General features: G+C 70.9%; 21 protein-coding genes and 1 pseudogene. 11 read left to right on the top strand and 11 right to left on the bottom strand.

Annotated features, from left to right (window positions below):
* Positions 1–67 precede the first annotated feature (67 nt).
* On the bottom strand, positions 68–727 hold the full coding sequence (locus E2C05_RS17815; protein ID WP_133220999.1) for a hypothetical protein: 660 nt from the start codon (positions 725–727) through the stop codon (positions 68–70).
* Positions 728–1,758: 1,031 nt separating this feature from the next.
* Between E2C05_RS17815 and E2C05_RS33135 the strand changes: the two genes are divergently transcribed.
* The gene (locus E2C05_RS33135) at positions 1,759–2,157 is read left to right on the top strand and encodes a host attachment protein (protein WP_158292205.1); all 399 of its coding nucleotides are present in this window, start codon (positions 1,759–1,761) and stop codon (positions 2,155–2,157) included.
* 188 nt (positions 2,158–2,345) lie between these two features.
* Here the strand turns inward: E2C05_RS33135 and E2C05_RS35160 are convergent, their stop codons facing one another.
* The 5 genes and pseudogenes from E2C05_RS35160 to E2C05_RS17785 form a co-directional block, all read right to left on the bottom strand.
* The gene (locus E2C05_RS35160) at positions 2,346–2,477 is read right to left on the bottom strand and encodes a hypothetical protein (RefSeq protein WP_275670507.1); all 132 of its coding nucleotides are present in this window, start codon (positions 2,475–2,477) and stop codon (positions 2,346–2,348) included.
* Positions 2,465–2,689 carry a DUF4112 domain-containing protein gene (locus E2C05_RS35445; protein ID WP_133220997.1) on the bottom strand — a complete coding sequence of 75 codons (225 nt, stop codon included), beginning with the start codon at positions 2,687–2,689 and terminating at the stop codon, positions 2,465–2,467. The genes E2C05_RS35160 and E2C05_RS35445 overlap by 13 nt, the downstream gene beginning before the upstream one ends.
* A 271-nt stretch (positions 2,690–2,960) precedes the next feature.
* A complete protein-coding gene (locus E2C05_RS17795; protein ID WP_133220996.1) occupies positions 2,961–4,238 on the bottom strand; it encodes an extracellular catalytic domain type 1 short-chain-length polyhydroxyalkanoate depolymerase in 1,278 nt (425 codons plus the stop codon).
* A gap of 150 nt (positions 4,239–4,388) precedes the next feature.
* Positions 4,389–4,811: a CopG family transcriptional regulator gene (locus E2C05_RS17790; RefSeq protein ID WP_133220995.1), complete on the bottom strand. Its 423-nt coding sequence runs from the start codon at positions 4,809–4,811 to the stop codon at positions 4,389–4,391.
* A 206-nt stretch (positions 4,812–5,017) separates the two neighbouring features.
* Positions 5,018–5,704: pseudogene (locus E2C05_RS17785) on the bottom strand (IS5 family transposase); the annotation flags it as partial.
* Positions 5,705–6,123: 419 nt separating this feature from the next.
* Between E2C05_RS17785 and E2C05_RS17780 the strand changes: the two are divergent.
* The 9 genes from E2C05_RS17780 (at position 6,124) to E2C05_RS17745 (ending at position 13,312) form a co-directional block, all read left to right on the top strand.
* Positions 6,124–6,525: an H-NS histone family protein gene (locus tag E2C05_RS17780; RefSeq protein ID WP_133220994.1), complete on the top strand. Its 402-nt coding sequence runs from the start codon at positions 6,124–6,126 to the stop codon at positions 6,523–6,525.
* 4 nt (positions 6,526–6,529) lie between these two features.
* Positions 6,530–6,670 (top strand): hypothetical protein, encoded by a 141-nt coding sequence (locus E2C05_RS34235; RefSeq protein ID WP_205082883.1) that lies wholly within the window; start codon positions 6,530–6,532, stop codon positions 6,668–6,670.
* Between the two features lie 223 nt (positions 6,671–6,893).
* Positions 6,894–7,058 (top strand): hypothetical protein, encoded by a 165-nt coding sequence (locus E2C05_RS17775; protein ID WP_192912481.1) that lies wholly within the window; start codon positions 6,894–6,896, stop codon positions 7,056–7,058.
* Positions 7,059–7,476: 418 nt separating this feature from the next.
* Positions 7,477–7,872, top strand: coding sequence for a site-specific integrase (locus E2C05_RS17770; protein ID WP_133220993.1), 396 nt, complete (start codon positions 7,477–7,479; stop codon positions 7,870–7,872).
* 334 nt (positions 7,873–8,206) lie between these two features.
* A complete protein-coding gene (locus E2C05_RS17765) occupies positions 8,207–9,922 on the top strand; it encodes an N-acyl-D-amino-acid deacylase family protein (RefSeq protein WP_133220992.1) in 1,716 nt (571 codons plus the stop codon).
* Positions 9,923–10,206: 284 nt separating this feature from the next.
* Complete coding sequence (locus E2C05_RS17760) at positions 10,207–10,920, top strand: SDR family oxidoreductase (RefSeq protein ID WP_200305463.1); 714 nt, start codon at positions 10,207–10,209, stop codon at positions 10,918–10,920.
* 88 nt (positions 10,921–11,008) lie between these two features.
* On the top strand, positions 11,009–11,263 hold the full coding sequence (locus tag E2C05_RS34230) for a hypothetical protein (RefSeq protein ID WP_133220991.1): 255 nt from the start codon (positions 11,009–11,011) through the stop codon (positions 11,261–11,263).
* 23 nt (positions 11,264–11,286) lie between these two features.
* Positions 11,287–11,706: an IS6 family transposase gene (locus E2C05_RS17750; RefSeq protein ID WP_133220990.1), complete on the top strand. Its 420-nt coding sequence runs from the start codon at positions 11,287–11,289 to the stop codon at positions 11,704–11,706.
* A 238-nt stretch (positions 11,707–11,944) separates the two neighbouring features.
* Positions 11,945–13,312: a hypothetical protein gene (locus tag E2C05_RS17745; RefSeq protein ID WP_133220989.1), complete on the top strand. Its 1,368-nt coding sequence runs from the start codon at positions 11,945–11,947 to the stop codon at positions 13,310–13,312.
* Here E2C05_RS17745 and E2C05_RS33130 read toward each other — a convergent pair.
* Both E2C05_RS33130 and E2C05_RS17740 read right to left on the bottom strand, forming a co-directional pair.
* Positions 13,273–13,443, bottom strand: coding sequence for a hypothetical protein (locus E2C05_RS33130; RefSeq protein ID WP_158292203.1), 171 nt, complete (start codon positions 13,441–13,443; stop codon positions 13,273–13,275). The genes E2C05_RS17745 and E2C05_RS33130 overlap by 40 nt on opposite strands.
* Positions 13,440–14,366, bottom strand: coding sequence for a hypothetical protein (locus E2C05_RS17740; RefSeq protein ID WP_133220988.1), 927 nt, complete (start codon positions 14,364–14,366; stop codon positions 13,440–13,442). The genes E2C05_RS33130 and E2C05_RS17740 overlap by 4 nt, the downstream gene beginning before the upstream one ends.
* A gap of 87 nt (positions 14,367–14,453) precedes the next feature.
* On the opposite strand from E2C05_RS17740, the gene E2C05_RS35440 reads away from it, so the two are divergent.
* Positions 14,454–15,440 (top strand): fumarylacetoacetate hydrolase family protein, encoded by a 987-nt coding sequence (locus E2C05_RS35440; protein WP_133220987.1) that lies wholly within the window; start codon positions 14,454–14,456, stop codon positions 15,438–15,440.
* Here E2C05_RS35440 and E2C05_RS17730 read toward each other — a convergent pair.
* The 3 genes from E2C05_RS17730 to E2C05_RS17720 all read right to left on the bottom strand — a co-directional run bounded on the left by E2C05_RS17730 (position 15,427) and on the right by E2C05_RS17720 (position 17,508).
* Positions 15,427–16,173: a molybdopterin-dependent oxidoreductase gene (locus E2C05_RS17730; protein WP_133220986.1), complete on the bottom strand. Its 747-nt coding sequence runs from the start codon at positions 16,171–16,173 to the stop codon at positions 15,427–15,429. The genes E2C05_RS35440 and E2C05_RS17730 overlap by 14 nt on opposite strands.
* Positions 16,170–16,766, bottom strand: coding sequence for a cytochrome b/b6 domain-containing protein (locus E2C05_RS17725; protein WP_133220985.1), 597 nt, complete (start codon positions 16,764–16,766; stop codon positions 16,170–16,172). The genes E2C05_RS17730 and E2C05_RS17725 overlap by 4 nt, the downstream gene beginning before the upstream one ends.
* A gap of 73 nt (positions 16,767–16,839) precedes the next feature.
* A complete protein-coding gene (locus tag E2C05_RS17720; RefSeq protein WP_200305467.1) occupies positions 16,840–17,508 on the bottom strand; it encodes a hypothetical protein in 669 nt (222 codons plus the stop codon).
* Positions 17,509–17,784 lie beyond the last annotated feature (276 nt).

Here is a 17,784-nt window from a genome sequence, read left to right as displayed (position 1 = left end):
GGCCGTGGCGGCGGCGGGCGCCGGCCCGGCGCGGCGGCCATCGCCGCCGCGCCGGTCGCCGCGCCGGTCAGTTCGTGGCGAAGCAGTAGTACAGCCCGGCCCCGCCGGTCGCCCGCAGCGCCTCCAACCCGCAGCCGCGCGAGGGGTGCGAGGCGTTCCAGGACTTCATCGGCGCGGAATCGTTCAGCCCGATCCGGTCATGATGCCCGACCATGGCCGAGCCCTCCCCGCCGCTGGTCCAGTTGCGGCAGGTGCGGTCCTCGGCGCCGGCGAAGGCGGTGCCGTCGGCCTGCGAGCCGGTCAGCACGTCGTGGTTGTTCACCGGGTCGCCGCGGCCGCTCACCACCTCGCCCTTCTCGGTCAGCGAGGTCTGCTTGGACAGGCCGGCGGCCTCGCCATGCAGGTCGGCCACGTCGCGGGCGACGACCTCGCCCCTGGCATTGCGCCAGGGCCCGGCGCCGATGCGGTCGCGGGCATTCACCGCGCCCGCGCCCTGGGTGCTGAGATAGGCGCGCCAGGTCCGCCCGCCGGCGCCGACCGCCTGGGCCAGCGCCTGGCAATGCGCATCCGCGCCGGCCAGGCCGCCGAGATCGCCGCCCTTGCCGGGATTGGCGCTGGTGACAAAGAAGGTCATCTGCTGCGGCCCGGACTGGGCCAGGGCGGCGGCGGGCGCCAGGGCGAGCGCGGCGAGCCCGAACAGGGCGGGCATGGTGCGGCGTGCGATCATTCGGTTTCCTCCCGGTGTCGTCCCGGCCCCGACAGGCTACAGCGGATTGCGCCCGGCGCCGAACGGCAATCCGCCAGGGGCGGCCGGCGCCGCCCGCCGCACCGGCCGCCCGGGCCCGGAGAGCCTGCGGCCGCGCCGAGCCTGACCGGCGATCCGCGCGCCCGCCGCCGGGGTCTGGGTACCTTTCCAATCAGGGTTTCCAGGTCAGGCGCCGGGCAGGAGGCTGGCCCTTGCCGGGGTCATGCGTCTCTCCGGGGGCGGTGCGATCCGACCCATGACGGGGAGGGCAGGGGGGCGCCGCGATGTTCGAGGCGGCCTGATCCGGCGGGCTGGCCCGACCGGCCAACGGACACTGCGCGGTCGCCGCCACCCACCGTCCCGCCAGAGCCAGCCTCTCCGCCGGAGCGGAGCCTGGGTGCGGCGCGGCGGTCAGGCCATCCTGGCCTCCTCGCGCATCCACCGGAACCCGGTGCCGTCCACCCGGATGCAGTGCCGGCAAGCTTGCGGGCCACGGCGACACGCGCCTTCTTGGCGCCGATCCGTCGCACCGGCCGGGTGCCCCAGGCCTTGCGCGGCGAGAACCGCGGCACCGCCATCACCAGCCCATTGGCGGCTTCGTAGAGGCATGCGCGGGTGACGGCCGTCGCTGCATGTCGGGATGATCCGCTGGCGGCGGCTGGTCCGCGATGACGAGCGGGGCCTCGACGTCTCCGAAGCCATGATCCCCGTTGCCATGGGCGCGCTGCTCCGCCGCCATGTCGCCCATCGCTGACTCTCAAACAGACCCGGAGCAGGAAGCATCTCAGGCAGAAATGTTTCTCACACCCGGTCCTGGCTTTTCCGCCCTGCCGAGCCGGCGGCCTGAACACACCGCGGCACGTCAGGCGCTACGGAAGCGATGCCTCACCCCGCAAGCCTGGGCGGGATGGCGCACCAATCCGTGCATACCGGGCGGCATGCCGCCGAATGGCCGGGCGGCACGTTCAGTCGCCCTGCCGGCCCGCACGGGTTGGTACGGATGGAGAGCGAACATGAGCAAGCCTGACCAGACCTGGTACGTGGTGGCGGATGGCGGCAAGGCGCGCATCCTGGTCCGCACCGATGATGGCCTGCGCACGCAGCACAGCTTCGATGCCTCCGGCAAGGCGAATGCGGTGGAAAACGCGGATGCCGGCGTGAGCCAGCTCAAGGCCCCGAAATCCAACCCGAAGGACCAGTCGGAGGCGCATTTCGCCAAGGCCGTAGCCGACTACCTGAACGAGGCGGTGCGCCGTGGCCAGACAGACTCGCTGGTCATCGCCGCCTCCGCGCAGGTGCTGCACGGCATTCGTGAGCAGCTGAGCAAGGAAGCCGCCGGGCTGGTGAACAAGACCATGAGCAAGGACTACGTGAACCTGCCCGACAAGGAGCTCACCGCGCATTTCAGCTAGCAACCACCGCCCGCAGGCAACCGGTCCTGCATGGATGCATCGCGTCAGGATAGCCGTGCCCATGCAGGACCATGCCAAGGCGCCGGCATTGCTCTGACACATGCGTTTGGCCGATGCGGGTGACCGTGCGCACGGTCGCCGCGCGGGCCTGGGAGGCCATCTGCTCCCTGCCAGCCATGGCCAGGCTCTCACGTCGGCCGCGCGAGGTGCGTCCGGAGCAGCTTGCGGCTGGCCCGGAGGAGCACCTCGCCGCCCGCACCCGCCACCGGCAGGGCGCTGACCAAGCCATCCAGCCCCACCTTGCCGATCATGCGCAGCACCGGCCGGGTCGAGGCGCCCGACCGGCCTGCGTCCCAGATCCGGAGATCACCGTGGACACGACCGGCCCCAGGCCGGCCAGCAGGCCGAGGTGCGCATCCGCCCCGAAGCGGATGCCGGTGCCGGGAAACCGCCAGCGACTGTCGAGGAGATCGGCGATGATCTCCAGCCGGGCAGGGGGCCGCCGGCCTGGCGGGACGCGCGGCACCGGCATCCGGTCGAGGGGTGGGTGGGTGATCGGGATCTCGCCGGGTTCGACCTTGGAACGACACGCGGCCCTCCACGGCTACGGCCCTCTCCGCGGTCGTGACGTCTGCTTACCGGTACCGAGCGCAGGGCTGGCGCGGCGGCTGCGCGCCAGAGCCAATGACCATCCCGGTCAGCCTTCATGCTGACCGGGATGAGGCCAAGCGGAGCGGCCCTGCGTTGCTCGCCGCGCCGCAACTGCCCACCCGGCGAGAAGCGCTACGGCCGGGCCGGCGTGATCAGGCCGACGTGGCGGTGTGCGGGTGCTCCAGGAAGAACCGCAGCATCTCGCGCGACGCGTCAGGGCCGCGGGGATCGGTGTAGGAACCGGCGGCGCTGCCGCCGGACCAGGCATGCCCGCCGCCATGGACCAGCCATTGCTCGAGCATCGGCTGGCCGCCGGCATCCGAGTGGAGGGTGCGCGTATAGGCATGGCCGCCCGGAACCTGCCCGCGCTGCACGATGGTCCGCAGGTTGCCCGCCGCCGCGGATTGGGCGATGACCTGGTCGCCGTTGCGCGGGTTCACCGTGTGGTCCTGGTCCGCATGGAACACGATGGTCGGGACGAGGCGCCGGTTGCCGTTCCCGGGCACTCCCTGGCCGGGCTGCTGCGGCCCGCTGGCGCCCTGCCGCATGGCGGCGAAGGCCGAGGGCATGTCGCGCGCCGCGCCGCAGGCCAGCCCGGAATGCACGCCGACCGCGGCGTAGAGATCGGGATAGGCCTGCGCCATGATGGCGGCCGCCGCGCCGCCGGCGGACAGCCCGGCGACGTAGACCCGCCGCGGATCGACCGCGTGGTCGCGCATGACCTGGCGGGTGATGCCGGCGATCAGCGCGGGCTCGCCCTGGTCGCGCTGCTGGTCGGCGGGGCTGAACCAGTTCCAGCACTTCTGTGCATTGGCCGCCTGGGTCTGGCCCGGATAGACGATCAGGCAGCCATGCTCCTCGGCGAGGGCATTCATCCGCGTGCCGGCGGCGAAGTCGTCGGGCGACTGGGTGCAGCCATGCAGCATGACGACCAGCGGCGCCGCCTGACCGCGATGGGTGCCGGGGATATAGAGCTTGTAGCCGCGGCTGCCCACCTCGCCGGTGAAACTCCCGGCCAGGAAGCTGGCTCCCTCCGGCAACGGCTCGGCCCCTGCCATGGCGCCCTGTTTCAGCCCGCCCAGGCCCTGCGCCAGACCACCCTGATGGATCTGGTCGAGGACGCCGCGCAGGGCCTCCGGCATCCGCGGCATCCTGGGCGTCGCCGCGCTGCCGGGTTGCCACCGGAACGCCGCCGCACGCGGCGCTGCGGCGCTTGGCGCCGACGCCTCGCCCGTCTCGGGATCGACGTCGATGACGCGCGGCCGGCGGCCGGGCGCCTGGCCTGCCATGGTCCCCGGAGTGGCCGGCGTGGCGCTGGCCGGCGCCTCGCCTTGCAGCAGGCGCTGCAGCAGGGCGGAGGCTTCGGTCAGCTTGCCGTCGCGGGTGAGGCGGGTCGCCTCGAGCATGGAGGCGGGAAGGATCGCGTTCATGTCTGGTGCTTTCGGTGCGCGGGTAGCGGCATGCCCTGGTCGCAAGCCGGCTCGGCCGGCTTTCCCGCAGGGAATGCCGATGGTGGAAGCGGCTCGGCGCGGTCCCGCCGGGTGGTGGCGGTCAGCGGAAGATGGTCTGGACTGGTCCGGTCAGCGGGTGCGGTCGGCGAGCGCGGCCTTCACCGCGGGACTGGCCTGCAGCGCGCCGAGGACGGAGATCGAGGCGATCGTCGCCTGGGCGAGGTCCGGCGTGACATCGGCGGCGATGCTGGCCAGCCCCAGCACCCGGATGTCGAGCCGCTGTCCTGCCGCTTGCACGGCTTCGAGATCGGCACGGCTGAAATGCCGCAGGCCGAGGTCCAGGCTCTTCCGGGCGACGGACTGCCGGGTTGCATCGGCGTGGCGTTCGATCTGGTTGCGGATGGCGGTGCGGATGAAGTCCGTTCGGTTTGAATAGAAGCCGTCCTGGACCAGCAGGTCGATGTGGCCGAGATCGACATAGCCAAGGTTGATGGTGATCTTTTCGGTATCGCCGCCGGCCTTGGGCCGAAGCTCCTGCACGTTGCTGGCCATCCGTAGAACATCTCCGTACCATCTGTGTGGATGGTAGGTGGCGCGCGTCCTGGGCCGCTGCAAGACGCAGGCGCTTGCGGGCAAGGTGCCGTTGCCGTGATCCGCGGGGATGCTGGTCCGGGGGATGGCACCTTGTCGACGGCAACCAGGCTGTTTGGTTCCGGAATGAGGTGGTGCGGGTTGATCTTGAAGATGGCTGGGTCTTTGGCCCATGCGAAGGAGCGCTCGACGACCCAGCGCCTGGGCAGCAGGACGAAGCCGCGCTTGGCCTCGGGCAGCTTGACGACTTCGAACTGGATGCCGTGCCGTGCCGGGCTGCGGCCTCGGCTGGCTTCTGTCCGACATAGCCCTGGTCGACGAAGGCGACCTCGACACTCTCGTTGGTGGCCTCCTGCACGGCCTCGGCGAGGCGGCCGACCTGGGCGCGGTCGTTGGAGCTGGCGGGGGTGACGTGCAGCGCCAGCAGGTGGACGAGGGTGTCCACGGCCGCATGGATCTTCGAGCCCTTCTTGCGCTTGCCCCCCGTCGTAGCCGGCCCAATGGCCATTCTCGGCCGTGGAGCGCAGCGTGCGGCTGTCGAGGATGGCGGCCTTGGGCTCTGGCTCGCGCCCGCCCGCGGTCCGCAGCAGGGCGCGCAGGTCGTGGGCCAGCCGCTCGAAGCAGCCGGCCCGCGGCCAGCGCCGGGTCTGGTCGTAGGCCGCGTGCCAGGGCGGGAAGTCGTTCGGCAGCAGCCGCCACGGCGCGCCCGAACGCACCAGCCAGCGCAAAGCGTTGAACGCCTCGCGCATCGGGTGCTCACGCTGTCCTGCCGTCTCGGGCAGCAGCGTCAGGTAGGGTGCAACCAGCGCCCATTCCTCGTCAGAGACATCCGAGGGGTAGGGTTTGCGGGCCATGCCCACAAACCCGCCGCCCTCGCCTCAGGCCGTAACTGGCTCTAGCGGGCCCGTTCCGGGCAGGCCGAAGCCGGGGCGCTGAGCGGGCAGATTGCGGCCGACGCCCAGGCACCCGAGGCCGAAGGGGGTGCCGAGGCGCCGCCACGCGACGAGGCGCGCAAGGCGGACGCGCAGCGGCACCGCAATGATGTGGACGCCTTGCCTGGCAATTCCCCAACACCTCGACCCTGGCAAACCGATGCCTTGGGGGAGCTTCCACATTTTCACGATAAAGCAGATGCATTATCCGGCAGTGCTTTTCATCAGCAGGATAGCCATGAGACAATAGCCCGTCCTATTTGGTGGAGTTTCCTGTGGCTGCCGCTCGTACCAGTGCCCGTAAACCTCCCGCCGTCCAGCCGGTACTTTCCGAGGAGGAAATGCCATCGCGCAGCTTTCCCGCCGATGGGCAACCCGAGCCAGATTTCCTGAAAGCGCTGGAAACGCTCTCCGTGCCCGAGTTGAATCAGGTGCTGAAGCGGGCCCAGGCGCTGAAGGATGCCAAGCTGGAAAGCGCCAGGCAGGATTTCATGACCCGCGTCCAAGCGGAAGGCGAGCAACTCGGCCTCGATCTCGGGACGCTGTTCGGCAGCGCGCCCGCAGCGAAACGCGGCCGCAAGCCAGCCGATGCGCCAAAATCCGGGCGGGCACCGGTGTTGGCCAAATACCGCAGTCCGACCGGCGATGAATGGTCCGGGCGCGGCCGGATGCCCAGATGGCTCCAGGCCGCCGAGGCGGAAGGCAAGAGCCGCGATGAGTTTCTGATCGACAGGCCTGCCTGACGCCGTGCCCATCACGGTGAACCGGCTTCCCGTCCTGACGCTCTGGGCGGCCGTCGGCGCGGAGCGGCTCGGTCATCCGCCCGGCACCGCGCCTTGCCTCGGCAAGGCTGTGGCGGGCACGGCGGCACGCGCCAAGGCCATTTGACTCGGCATCGCTGAGGGAGGCGACAAGGCGAAGGATGGGCACGACGCAGCCCCGGCGCGACCCCAGGGCATGGCCCAACTGCTCGGCAGGCAGATCGGGCTCACCCACGACGGGATGGGATGGCGCTGGCGAATGACGGCAGCGGAAAGCCGGCGCCAGCCGCGCCGGTGATAGCCCACGTCGTCAAGGCACTCGGTGAGTACCTGGTGGAGTGAGGAAGGCGATGGAAGAACTGGCTGCAGAGTATCAGCCGGAGGAACTGAACCGGATTGGCTTCCGCCTCCATGAGCATGTCCGGCCCGAGGTGCCGCAGGGCGCCAAGGGATGGGGTGCAAAAGGGCTTCTTGGTTTGGCGAGAATACGATCAGCGCAAGACGAGCTTGGCTGACCGATATACCGCGGATGATAGGCGAGGAATGAAGTCAGAGATGCACGGATATCGGCAGCTCAGCGGGTGACTTTTCACCCCTAATGCATTCCTGGGGCTGGGCGATGTACCGTTGGTCGCGATGTCCTCTCCAAAGCCTTTTTGCGGGTTGCCCCAATCCCTGCAAGCTGCCGGAAGCCGGCCATACGCGCTCTCATCCCGCAGCCCCATGCCGACCTCGCCCGCGCCGCCGGCTATGCTCGCCAGGCCCAGTCGCCGGCGACGCCTGCCGCCTGTGCCACGGGCTCGGCCGGCTTCGAGGCCTGGTGTCGGGAGACAGGGTCTTGCCGCTCTGCCGGCCACGCCGATGACCGTGGCCGTCACCCATGCCGGAGCAGCCCTCCGCCGCCGGCTGACCGCCATTGGCCGCGCCCATCGCATGGCCGGCCAGCCCTGTGCAGGGCGTGCACCCGGTGATCCGCGACACCCTCGCCGGCAGCGCCACGCCGCGGCGATCGGCACCGCTGAACTCCGCTGCCTGGTCGCCGCCTGCAGCGACGGGCTGGCCAGCACCTGCGACGGCGCCCCGCAGCCCTATGCGCTGCCGCGCATCCCGGCGCGGCGGCTGGCGCTGGCCGGCATCAAGCCCGCCTGGCTCGAGCAGCTGTCGATGCACGGACTGCGACCAGGCTTCATCACCGAAGCCAAAAAGGGCGGCGCGCGCGACGAAGCCATCATGCAGCACAGCAGCCATCGCGGCGTCCGCACCAGGCGGAGCCCTGTGAGGCAGGCAAAGCTTCTCGGCGAGAGCCCGGCCGGGCTGGTCGGGCTGTAGCGCCGGGCAGCGCGGAGGACCAAGCGGCCGGCCCCATTGCGCAGCTTGGAAAGGCGCTGGATCCAGTTCGCCGGAGCCGCCGAGTTCGACCCGCAGCAACCTCTCCAGCCTGTCTCACATGAGCCCATGCCGAGCGCCAACCCGCTCGCGCTGCTGGCGCGGTCGTAGACCCGATCAGCTGCCCTCTTAGGCGGCTTGTCTGGGCGGTACTTGCCTCCGCACCCCTTCGGGCGATCAGCCGACTTCGTCCGCCGCAGGGCACGCCTCACCACGATTGGTGTGACAGGCGCTGCCCCGCCTGACACACTCCTCTGAAATCCAGGGGAGAACCGTCATGCACGACATCGTCTTCCGCGACGCGCTGATCGTGGACGGCACCGGCGCCGCGCCCTTCGCCGGCGACCTTGCCGTCGAAGGCGACCGGATCGTCCAGGTCGGCGGCAAAGCTGGGGCCGGGCGGCGGGAGGTCAGTGCCGGCGGCCGGCTGGTCACGCCGGGTTGGGTCGACATCCACACCCATTACGACGGCCAGGCGACCTGGGACCCGGTGCTGCGGCCCTCCTCGAACCACGGCGTGACCACGCTGATCTTCGGCAATTGCGGCGTCGGCTTCGCCCCGGCCCGCCGCGAGCACCACCAGGCACTGATCGACCTGATGGAGGGCGTCGAGGAGGTTCCGGGCGTTGTCTTCACGGAAGGCCTACGCTGGGACTGGGAGAGCTTCGGCGAGTACCTCGACACGCTGGGCCGCATGCCTCGCACCGTCGATGTCGGCACGCAACTCGCCCACCATCCACTCCGTGTCTACGTCATGGGCGAGCGCGCGATCCGGCGCGAGGCGGCGACGGCCGAGGACATCGCCGCGATGGAGCGTCTTGCGGCCGAGGCTCTGCGCGCCGGCGCCTTCGGCATCACGACGAGCCGCACCGACCAGCACATGACCCGCGCCGGCGAGCAGGTGCCGGGACGCTATTCCGACCATGCGGAACTGATGGGCCTGGCGCGCGCGCTGAGGACCGCAGGACGCGGCGCGCTCGGCCTCAACGCCGATTTCGAGGACGTGGAGGCCGAGTTCGCCTGGATGCGCGACTTCGCCCGCACCAGCGGCCGGCCGCTTTACTTCCTGCATTTCGACCGCGCGCATGACCGCGCGCGCCTGCCGCGCATCACCGCAGCAATCCGCGCCGCCCGCGCCGAAGGTCTTGCGCTGACCGGCCAGGTCGGCGGGCGGCCGGCAGGGCTGCTGCTCGGCCTCTCGACCGACCTCAACCCCTTCATTCTGCGCGAGAGCTTTGCGGAGCTTGCCACCTTGCAGATGCCGGAACGGCTCGCCCGGCTCCGCGATCCGGCGACGCGCGCGCGCATCCTCGCCGAGGAGGCCTCGCCTCGCCTGCTGCGGCTGCTGCCACCCCTCTCCCGCTTCATCGCCACGCGCTGGGAGGGGATGTTCGTTCTCGGCGAGCCGCCGGACTATGAGCCGACTGCCGAGCGCAGCATCGCCGCCATGGCGGCGCGCGCGGGCCAGACGCCACAGGACTACTGCTACGACTACCTGACCGCCGGCGACGGCGGGCGCATGCTTTTCTTCCCGCTGGCCAACTACGCGACCGGCGACCACGCGGTCATCCGCGACCTACTCTGCGACCCGAACACCGTCTTCGGCCTGTCGGACGGCGGCGCGCATTGCGGGTCGATCTGCGACGGCGCGATCCCGACCTTCATGCTGACCCACTGGGTGCGCGACCGTGCCCGCGGGCCGCGCCTGCCGCTGGAGTTCGTCGTAAGGCGCATGACCAGCGAGACGGCGGACTTCATGGGCCTCTCCGACCGCGGCCGTCTGGCGCCGGGGCTGAAGGCGGACCTGAACCTGATTGACCTTGCCGGGCTCCGTGCGCACCACCCGGAGATGGTCGCCGACCTACCCGCCGGCGGGCGGCGGCTGATCCAGCGCGTCGAGGGCTACGGGATGACGATGGTCTCGGGCCTGCCGGTCTTCGAGGAGGGCGAGGAGACGGGGGTGCGGCCAGGCGTGCTGCTCCGGGCAGGGTAACCGGCTGCACCCTTCCCCGCGCTTGCCTCGTGCGTTCCTCACCTGCGGCCGGCACAAAACGGCCGAGGCCGCGACTGTGGCCCGCTTGGCACGCGAAGGCGTGCTGTCCGCGCATCGGCGCGGTGATGCGGCCGCCCCACGAGTTCCGCCGGGTTCGACCCGATGCGAACCTTTGGCCTAGCCGTGCTATCGGCGCATGATTGCGACGATCGGCCCACGAGGCGCGCGGCTGGGCGAATGCGGCCGCCGCTTCCGCGACAGATCCGGTCGGTCGGATATCTGCGGTGGAGCTGCACATGGATCTCGGCGCCGGCAAGCATGTCCTCGTCGCTGGTGGTAGCCGTGGCATCGGCCTCGGGATCGCCTCTCGTCTGGCCGGCGCCGCCGCCCGCCTCTGGTCCGTCTCCCGCTCGCCCTCGCCGCACGGGGAATGGATCCAGGCCGACCTCGCCACCGGCGAGGGCGTGGCGGCGGTCGCCGACCGCCTCGGCGGCCAGCGCCTCGACGCGCTGCTCTACCTGGGCGGCACCTGGGAGCGGAACGCCTTCACCGCGGCCTATGCCTTCGCGCACGGCGACCGGGCCGAGCTGGAGCGGGTGCTGGCCGTGAACCTGCTCGCCCCCGTCCACCTCGTACATGCGCTCCTGCCGGAATTGCGGCGGTCACCCTCACCCCGCGCGCTGTTCGTCGGCTCCCTCTCAGGCCTCGACAACGCCGCCTCGCGCGAGGTCGCCAACTCGGCGTCCAAGTTCGGCCTGCGCGGCGCGGCCCAGGCCCTGCGGCGCGAATTGCCGTGGCTCGCGGTCACCGTACTCAACCCCGGCAACGTGGCGACCCCGGAGGTCGAGGCCGACATCGACGCCGGGCGCTTCGGGCCGCAGGTGCCGATCCCGATGGACGACCTCGCCGCCGCCATCGGCTTCGCCCTGTCGCTGTCGCCGGCCGCCGTGGCAACCGAGATCAACTTGGCGCAGACAGGCAGCGCGGTCGGACTGTAGAGGCACCGTCCTCGGAGTCTGCTCCCCGCCCAACTCGGCTTTAGCGCAGGGCAGGCGGCGTGAGCCGCCGCCCGGGTATCATGCCAAAATGAAAGTCATCGGAGCAGTTGCCGAATGGAGCAGGCAACAAAGCGGCGCGTGGAATCGTCAACGTGTCCAACAATGGAAGAGCAGCGGCGATAGAGCCCTTTCAGGGCCTGTTTCCGGATTGCCCCGATCGGCGCAGGCTGCCGGATTTCCTGCAGGTCACGCGCCCGTCCTGCTGCCCGACGCCGACCTTGTTCGCGCCATCGGCAATGTCCGCCAGGGATATTATCAACTTCGCGGTCCCTGGGCCGAATGAGGCCGGTGGGGCATGGTCAAGCGATGTTACCCGAGCCGTCGATCTGCCCCGGTTATCGCTTCCCAGTCGCGATCATCAGCTACGCCGTCCGGCCGTATCGCGTTCTCGGCCTGCGCCTGCGCGAGGTGGAGCCGATGCCGACGCAGTGCGGAATTAGCGTGACCCACGAGAGCATCAGGCCGTGGTGCCGCAATCTTGGCGCCGACTTCGCCCGCGAGGTCCGTCACCGTCCGCCCAAGCCGGGCGACACTCGGCATTTCAATGGGGTGTTCCCGAAACCTGGCGGCGAGCTGCAATATCTCTGGCGCGCGGTCGATCAGCACGGTGTGGTGCTCGACGTCCGCCCAAGGCGAGATCCGATGGCCGCCGGCCAGTATCGGCGTGCCCGTGCCCCAGCCTTCCAGGTCTGGCGGCAGGAGACGCGTGTCCGGATGGCAGCATGAGGGAGAGGACAGCCTCGGCCGTGCTCCGGCTCTCGCGTCGGCACAAAAGCCTGGCAATGCCCGCGCGAGGGCGGCGTCCTTGGCTTCGACATGGATCCGACCCGGCTCGACCTGACCGCGGCCGGGATCCAGCTGAAGCGGGCGTGAGCAGGCCGGGCGCGAGATGCACATCGTGATGCATGGCCGTCGCGAGCCCGGCGGGCTCGAGCCTTCCTGGCGGCACGTCGGGCGCCGCGCGGTGCATGCCCTGGCCCGGGGCGCGTGGCGGCGAGTGAAGAAACCGGACGGTCGGGGTCGGGCCGGCGCGGGTCCGGCCTCTCGCGGGAACCTAGCGGGCCGTTGTCTGCTGCTCTCGCTCGCGCTGCTGCTCGCGCTGCCGCCGCCCGCGCGCGCCGAGGAGGAGGCGCTCGGTGGCATGCGCTTCGCCGCCCCCGCGGCGGCGTCGGGCTGGGCACGCAGCGCGACCGATGCGACGGGCCTCACCTTCCGCAAGGACCTGCCGCCGCGCCCCGACGCACGCAGCCGCGGGGCGGCCCTGATAGGGGTCTTCGCGCCGCGTCCGCTCCGCGGCACGCCCTTCGCCGAGGCCTTCGGCGCGTTCACCCGGCTCGAGGCGCTGCCGGATGGGCGCCCGCTGCAGACGCGCGCCGGCGTCACCGTCAACCGCCATCCGGTGGCCTGGGTGCAGCGCTGCTGCCGCGCGCGCAACCGGGTGTATGCGGAGGCGCATTTCATCGGCATCGACAGCCCGCGCGGCGCGGTCTTCCTCATGCTGGTGATGATCGGCACGCGCGCCGAGGACACCGCGCCGCTCGAGGCTGAGTTCGCCGCGCTGGTGCGCTCGCTCCGCCCCGGGCCCGGCGACCGCGTGCTGGACGTCGCGCCGGCGTCGGGCGATGCGGGGCTCGAGGGCGCCTTCACCACGCTCAACACCGGCCTGCGGCCGAACGCCTTCGGCGGCATGGACTTCTTCTCCGAGAACGAAGTCCTGGTGTTCGACCGCGGTGGCATCTATGCCACCGCCGTCCCGCCGGGCGGCCGCGACCTGGCGGCGTTCTGCCGCGAGCGGCCGCGCGACTGCGGCTTCTACCGTCTCTCCGCCGGCAGCCTGGTGACGGAGAAGGTGATGAACGACTACGGCATGCTGGAGCGCGCCGAACAGCCACTCGCGCGCGTCGGCGCAGACCTTACCCTTGGCAAGGAGCGCTGGCGGCGTGTGGTCCCGTTTCCGGCGGGCACGCGGCTCGACGGAAGCTGGCGCTACCTCTTCGCCTCCTCCGGGCAGGGAGCCTTCTCCTCCGGCAGCGTCGCCGTCGAGCGCGTGCTCACGCTGGCGGCGGACGGCACCTTCATGCGCAGCGGCTTCTCCGGGTTCAGCGGCAGCAACGAGACCGGCGGCACGCGCACGGGCATCGTCACCGGCAGCCGCCGCCCGGCGACCTCCGGCCGCTACCGGATCGAGGGGATGCAACTGGTGCTCGACGCCGGGGACGGCACGCGCGAGACGCTCTCCGTCTTCCGGCCGGACCCTGGCTCCGACCGGCTGCTGGTCATCGACGGCGACAACTACCTGCGCCGCGACGCCGCACCGGGGGCGACGCGCTGAGCGCCGTCCCGGCCCGAGGCCGGGCGCGGCCGTTCCAGCCGCAGCATCAGGTTGTCGTGCCAGGTCAGCACGACGGCATCGGCCGGGAGCGCGAAGATCAGCGCGCCGGCGAGCGCGGCCCCGCGCCTCACGGGCGGGGTTCCAACGCGGCGAGCACCCGCGCGAAATTCTCCCCATGCGGGCCGGCCTCCGCGGCGGGGGCGATCAGCACGGCCCGGACATAGCCCGCTGGCGTCAGCCGGATGGCCTGCCGCACCAGCAGCGGGCCGGGCGGCACGGCGTCAGTCCAGGCTGCATCGCCCTCGATGTCGAACCACGCGGCATCGCCGAATCGCACAAGCCCGGCCCGGCGAATCCGGAGGGGGCCAAGCCCGGGAATGCTTGCGGCCGCGCGGCGCGCGAAGGCCTCAAGCGCGCCCGGCTCCGGCGCGGCGCCGACGGAGGCCGCGATGGAGAGCAACGGCTGCGAGCGTGGATCGCCCAAGGCCCCGGCCGGGCGCAGCAGCACCGCGTTGCCGCCGAGCGTTCGCTCCGGCGCGAAGCCGGCCAGTACCGGTAGCCGGAACGGCAGGGCGGCCAGCTGCTCCGCCAAGCTCGCCGGCGCGCGGAAGGCAGCGCCGAGGAGCGCGGCGCGAAGGGCCTCGACCGCCCCCTGCGCGGCGCCCGCGCCCGGCCGTGCGGTGACGATGGCGGTGGCGTCCTGCGAGCCGGCCACGAGGATCAGCACCGGCCCGGCATCGGAGGCGGCGGTGATGAGCACCGCGTCCCGTCCACCGACCCGCACGTCCTCCCGCCGCGCGTCGCGGAGGCCGCGCTGGCCGAGCGCCTCCGGCGTCAGGCCGCCGGCTACCGTGTCGAAGGCTGCGGCGGGGAATTCGTTCACCGTGATGCTGGCGGCGCGCTCCGGGTCCTCGAATCCGGCGAAGCGGGTGGCGGGCCGCATCCCGGGCGGCGGCACGAGCCCTATCGAGGCGCCGGGCGGAAAGACGGCCTCCGCAGCGGCAGGGCTGCCGGCCGCCAGCAGAAGGGCGAGGAGGAGAGGGAACGCGATCATGGCGAAGCGCATGCGGCGCACAACGCTCCGGCGCCGCGGCGGCGTTGCGGCCGGCACGGGCCGTGGCCGCGCACGACCGCGTGCGCGATGCCGCCCCGGCCATTGCGGCCGGGCGGGCAAGGACGGCCCCGGCGCAGCCCCTCTGTCCGAGCGGCAAAATCGGCGTCGCGCCCTGGCAGGCGCGGTCTCGGTTGCCTGAGGTGCCAATTGTCTGCTCTCCGTACCGGAGGAGCGCGCAGCGGAGCATATGGCCGGCTATGGCGGGCAACGACGCCTTGGAGCACGAGTGGCGGAACAACCCTGGCGGGTCCTGGGACCAGGGCAAGGCCTTCGACGGCTTCGGCCCCCCTCGGTCCCTGGCTCGCCACCTCGGACGAGGCGTCCGATCCACGCGTGCTCGCCGTCGAAACCGATCTGAACGGCAAGGCGATGCAGCGAGGCGACACGCGGACCCTGGCATTCGGTGTCGCGAAGCTCGTCAGCTCCGTCTCGCGCTGCTTCGCTCCGCAGCCGGGCGACGTCATCTGCACCGGCAGGCCGCCCGGGGTCGGCAACGGCCGCAAGCCGTCGGTCTTCCTCTCGCCCGGTCACACCGTCCGGCTCGCGGTGGCGGGGTTGGGCGAGCAGCGGCAGCACGTTGTTGCGGTGCGTTGGTCGCCGGCATCAGTGCTGCTCGCGCGATGCATTGCGTCCGGGCCCGCCACGACCGGTCGAGAGCACGGGTGGATCGGGGGGGGGACGCCACCCGCCCAGGAGAATCTTCGACCCGTCGAACGAGGGCTGCGCGTTGACACGGCTTGTCCGCTTGGTCCGCCTGTCACACCGAGTCTTGGGATGTGCTTGGGAGGATCGGGCGAGAAGCGGATGCGTTCGGCGCACGTGGCCAAGAGTGGGTCGACGTGTTCGAGCCAGGATGGTGTCTCGGCCGGGACACTAGACCCATGCGGCCGGCCCTACGACGGCCGGCTTGGCGGGCATCAGGGAATTCGCCGCCATTCCCAAGGGCTTGCGTGGCGCCGTGCTTCGTCTCAGCACCGACCCTTCGCGCATCTCCCCAGCCTCAGGACCCGCTGAACCAGTTGTATCCCTGGTCCTCCCAATACCCGCCCGGGTCATCATTGGTCACGGTGATCGCCATGACGTGCTTGGGGTTCTTGAAGCCAAGCTTGGTAGGCACGCGGAGCTTCATCGGAAACCCATAGGCCACCGGCAGGGGCGATCCCGCATGGTCCAGCGCCAGGATGGTCTGCGGGTGCAGCGCCGTCGCCATGTCGAGGCTGCTGGTGTAGCGGTCGGCGCACCGGAACCCGACATAGCGTGCCCTGGTGTCTGCGCCGATCCGCTGCAGGAAGTGGCGGAACGGCACGCCGCCCCATTGGCCGATGGCGCTCCATCCCTCGATGCAGATGTGGCGGGTGATCTGGCTCACCTGCGGCAGGGCACGCAGCCGGGGCAGCGACCAGGGCGTCCGGTCCTGCACCAGCCCCGAGATCTCGAGGGCATAGTCGCTTGCATCGACTTCCGGGGCATCGTCCAGCGGGTAGAACGCATTGAAGGGGAAGGGATCGGTGATGTCGCGCCGGGTGTATTCCGGCGCCAGCCGATGCGGGCTGAACAGGGCGGCCTGCACCCTGTCATTCCAACGCGACATGGCCCAGAGCACCCTGTCCACCCGATCCCCGTCCTGCAGGTTGCAGCCCGTGAGCAGGCTCAGCGAGCCCAGCGAAAGGCCACGGCGCAGCAGCAGACGGCGGTCCAGCCGGCGCAGCGCGGGTGCGTGGTCACGCAGGTCAAGACGGTTCTTCATGGGACCCCCTTGGGCGGCGCGCCGCCGGTGATCATGCCGGGCAGGGTGCGCGGCACCAGCGCAACCATGGCCAGGTGCAGAATGGCGAAGGCGACAATCCCAGCCATGGCAAGGAAGTGGATCCGTCGCGCGGCTTCGTAGCCGCCCAGCGCTTGCGCGAGCACCTGCAGCTGCACCGGCTTCCACAGCGCCAGGCCCGAAGCGAGGATCAGCAAGCCCAGGAGCAACACGCCGACATAGCTGGCCCGCTGCACGGCGTTGTAGGTGCCTCCCCGATGCGCAAGGCGCAGTTGAAGCGCGGCGACGATGTCGGTCAGCATCTCGCGCGGCCGCAGGGGCAGCAGGCGCCGGCGGAAATGCCCGCACAACACGCCGAAAAGCCCGTAGACCAGGCCGTTGGCGACCAGCAGCCACATGACGGCAAGATGCCAGGCGATGCTGCCGCCGAGCCAGCCGCCCAGCGTCGCCCAGGCCGGAAAGCGGAAGCCGAAAAAGGGCGAGGCGTTGTAGATGCCCCAGCCGCTCATGCTCATGCAGACCATGGCGAAGGCGTTGATCCAATGGGTAATGCGCACCAGTAGGGGATGTCGCATTCGGCGATCTCCTTCGACCCGGCCCCGGGCGTGCGGGGCCGGGCAAGTTGCTTCGGCGTTGGGGCCGCGCCCATCACATCGGCGGCGTCAGGCCGTCCTTGCCGACCAGGATGAAGGCGGCGGTCACCGCGCCGCTGGCGTCGCGCTGGCCATTCAGCACGATCTTCGCACCCGGCTGCAGCGCGACCCGATCAGCGGGCTCGATCATCACGATCGGCACGTCGTCCGGGATCACGACGCGCTTCTCGCCATTGCCGTAGCTCACCACCATGGTCCGGCCATTGGTGCCGACAAGGCTGCCGACCGTGCCATTGGTCATGGTGGTGCCCTCGCCGAGATCCCAGGCGAAATGGCCCTGGGCCGCGCCGCGCATCTCCGGCGGGAAAACCGAGACTTCCAGCGCGCGCAGGGTGCGGTCAGGCTGCGGTGCGGTGGCCGCGGTGCCGATATAGCTGTTGGGCCGGATATCCTCGATTCGCGCAGCGGCGACCAGCGCCACGCGCAGCTGGGGCGACAGCGCGACGGCAAGGTGGGCACCGGTGCGGGTGATCATGGTGATGCCCGTCTCGGTGACGCCATCAAGCGTGCCGCGGAGCCGGGCGGGGCCGGCCGTCGGGCGGGGGGCGCCTTGCGCCTGGGCCGTGCCACCGGCCAGCGCACCTGCGGCCAGCGTCGCGCCGGCCGCAGCCATCAGTATCCGTCGATGCAAAGGTCTATCCTCATTCTGGTTGTCCGGACCCATGGACCCCGCGCCGGTGACTGCTTCCCCTCCGCTTGCCTCATCATCGTCGGAATAAGCGGCCGGCGTCGGCGTTCATGCGGCCTTGGGCAAGCATCTGAACCCATCGACTAGGTTCGTAAACTTACAGGACTGAATTTCAGTCGTTCATCATTGTAAGTGTCCATCCGGGAACATGGTGAGTCATCTGAATCGGTTGTGACTGGCGGGTTGCGGCGGGTGGTGCGCGATTTGGCGGGATGTGGACGCCGGAGAACCGCGGTCGGTATGACCGCAGCA

This window comes from Paracraurococcus ruber, assembly GCF_004353985.1.
Taxonomy (GTDB): Bacteria; Pseudomonadota; Alphaproteobacteria; order Acetobacterales; family Acetobacteraceae; genus Paracraurococcus; species Paracraurococcus ruber.
This window is presented reverse-complemented; position numbering and strand designations above follow the sequence as displayed.

What these genes read in the sequence shown, in the direction of transcription:
- E2C05_RS17815 (WP_133220999.1), bottom strand. Translation starts at nt 727, where the DNA reads ATGATCGCACGCCGCACCATGCCCGCCCTGTTCGGGCTCGCCGCGCTC.
- E2C05_RS33135 (WP_158292205.1), top strand. Translation starts at nt 1,759, where the DNA reads ATGAGCAAGCCTGACCAGACCTGGTACGTGGTGGCGGATGGCGGCAAG.
- E2C05_RS35445 (WP_133220997.1), bottom strand. Translation starts at nt 2,689, where the DNA reads ATGCCGGTGCCGCGCGTCCCGCCAGGCCGGCGGCCCCCTGCCCGGCTG.
- E2C05_RS17795 (WP_133220996.1), bottom strand. Translation starts at nt 4,238, where the DNA reads ATGAACGCGATCCTTCCCGCCTCCATGCTCGAGGCGACCCGCCTCACC.
- E2C05_RS17790 (WP_133220995.1), bottom strand. Translation starts at nt 4,811, where the DNA reads ATGGCCAGCAACGTGCAGGAGCTTCGGCCCAAGGCCGGCGGCGATACC.
- E2C05_RS17780 (WP_133220994.1), top strand. Translation starts at nt 6,124, where the DNA reads ATGCCATCGCGCAGCTTTCCCGCCGATGGGCAACCCGAGCCAGATTTC.
- E2C05_RS17775 (WP_192912481.1), top strand. Translation starts at nt 6,894, where the DNA reads ATGGAAGAACTGGCTGCAGAGTATCAGCCGGAGGAACTGAACCGGATT.
- E2C05_RS17770 (WP_133220993.1), top strand. Translation starts at nt 7,477, where the DNA reads ATGGCCGGCCAGCCCTGTGCAGGGCGTGCACCCGGTGATCCGCGACAC.
- E2C05_RS17765 (WP_133220992.1), top strand. Translation starts at nt 8,207, where the DNA reads ATGCACGACATCGTCTTCCGCGACGCGCTGATCGTGGACGGCACCGGC.
- E2C05_RS34230 (WP_133220991.1), top strand. Translation starts at nt 11,009, where the DNA reads ATGAAAGTCATCGGAGCAGTTGCCGAATGGAGCAGGCAACAAAGCGGC.
- E2C05_RS17750 (WP_133220990.1), top strand. Translation starts at nt 11,287, where the DNA reads ATGTTACCCGAGCCGTCGATCTGCCCCGGTTATCGCTTCCCAGTCGCG.
- E2C05_RS17740 (WP_133220988.1), bottom strand. Translation starts at nt 14,366, where the DNA reads ATGATCGCGTTCCCTCTCCTCCTCGCCCTTCTGCTGGCGGCCGGCAGC.
- E2C05_RS35440 (WP_133220987.1), top strand. Translation starts at nt 14,454, where the DNA reads ATGCCGCCCCGGCCATTGCGGCCGGGCGGGCAAGGACGGCCCCGGCGC.
- E2C05_RS17730 (WP_133220986.1), bottom strand. Translation starts at nt 16,173, where the DNA reads ATGAAGAACCGTCTTGACCTGCGTGACCACGCACCCGCGCTGCGCCGG.
- E2C05_RS17725 (WP_133220985.1), bottom strand. Translation starts at nt 16,766, where the DNA reads ATGCGACATCCCCTACTGGTGCGCATTACCCATTGGATCAACGCCTTC.
- E2C05_RS17720 (WP_200305467.1), bottom strand. Translation starts at nt 17,508, where the DNA reads ATGGGTCCGGACAACCAGAATGAGGATAGACCTTTGCATCGACGGATA.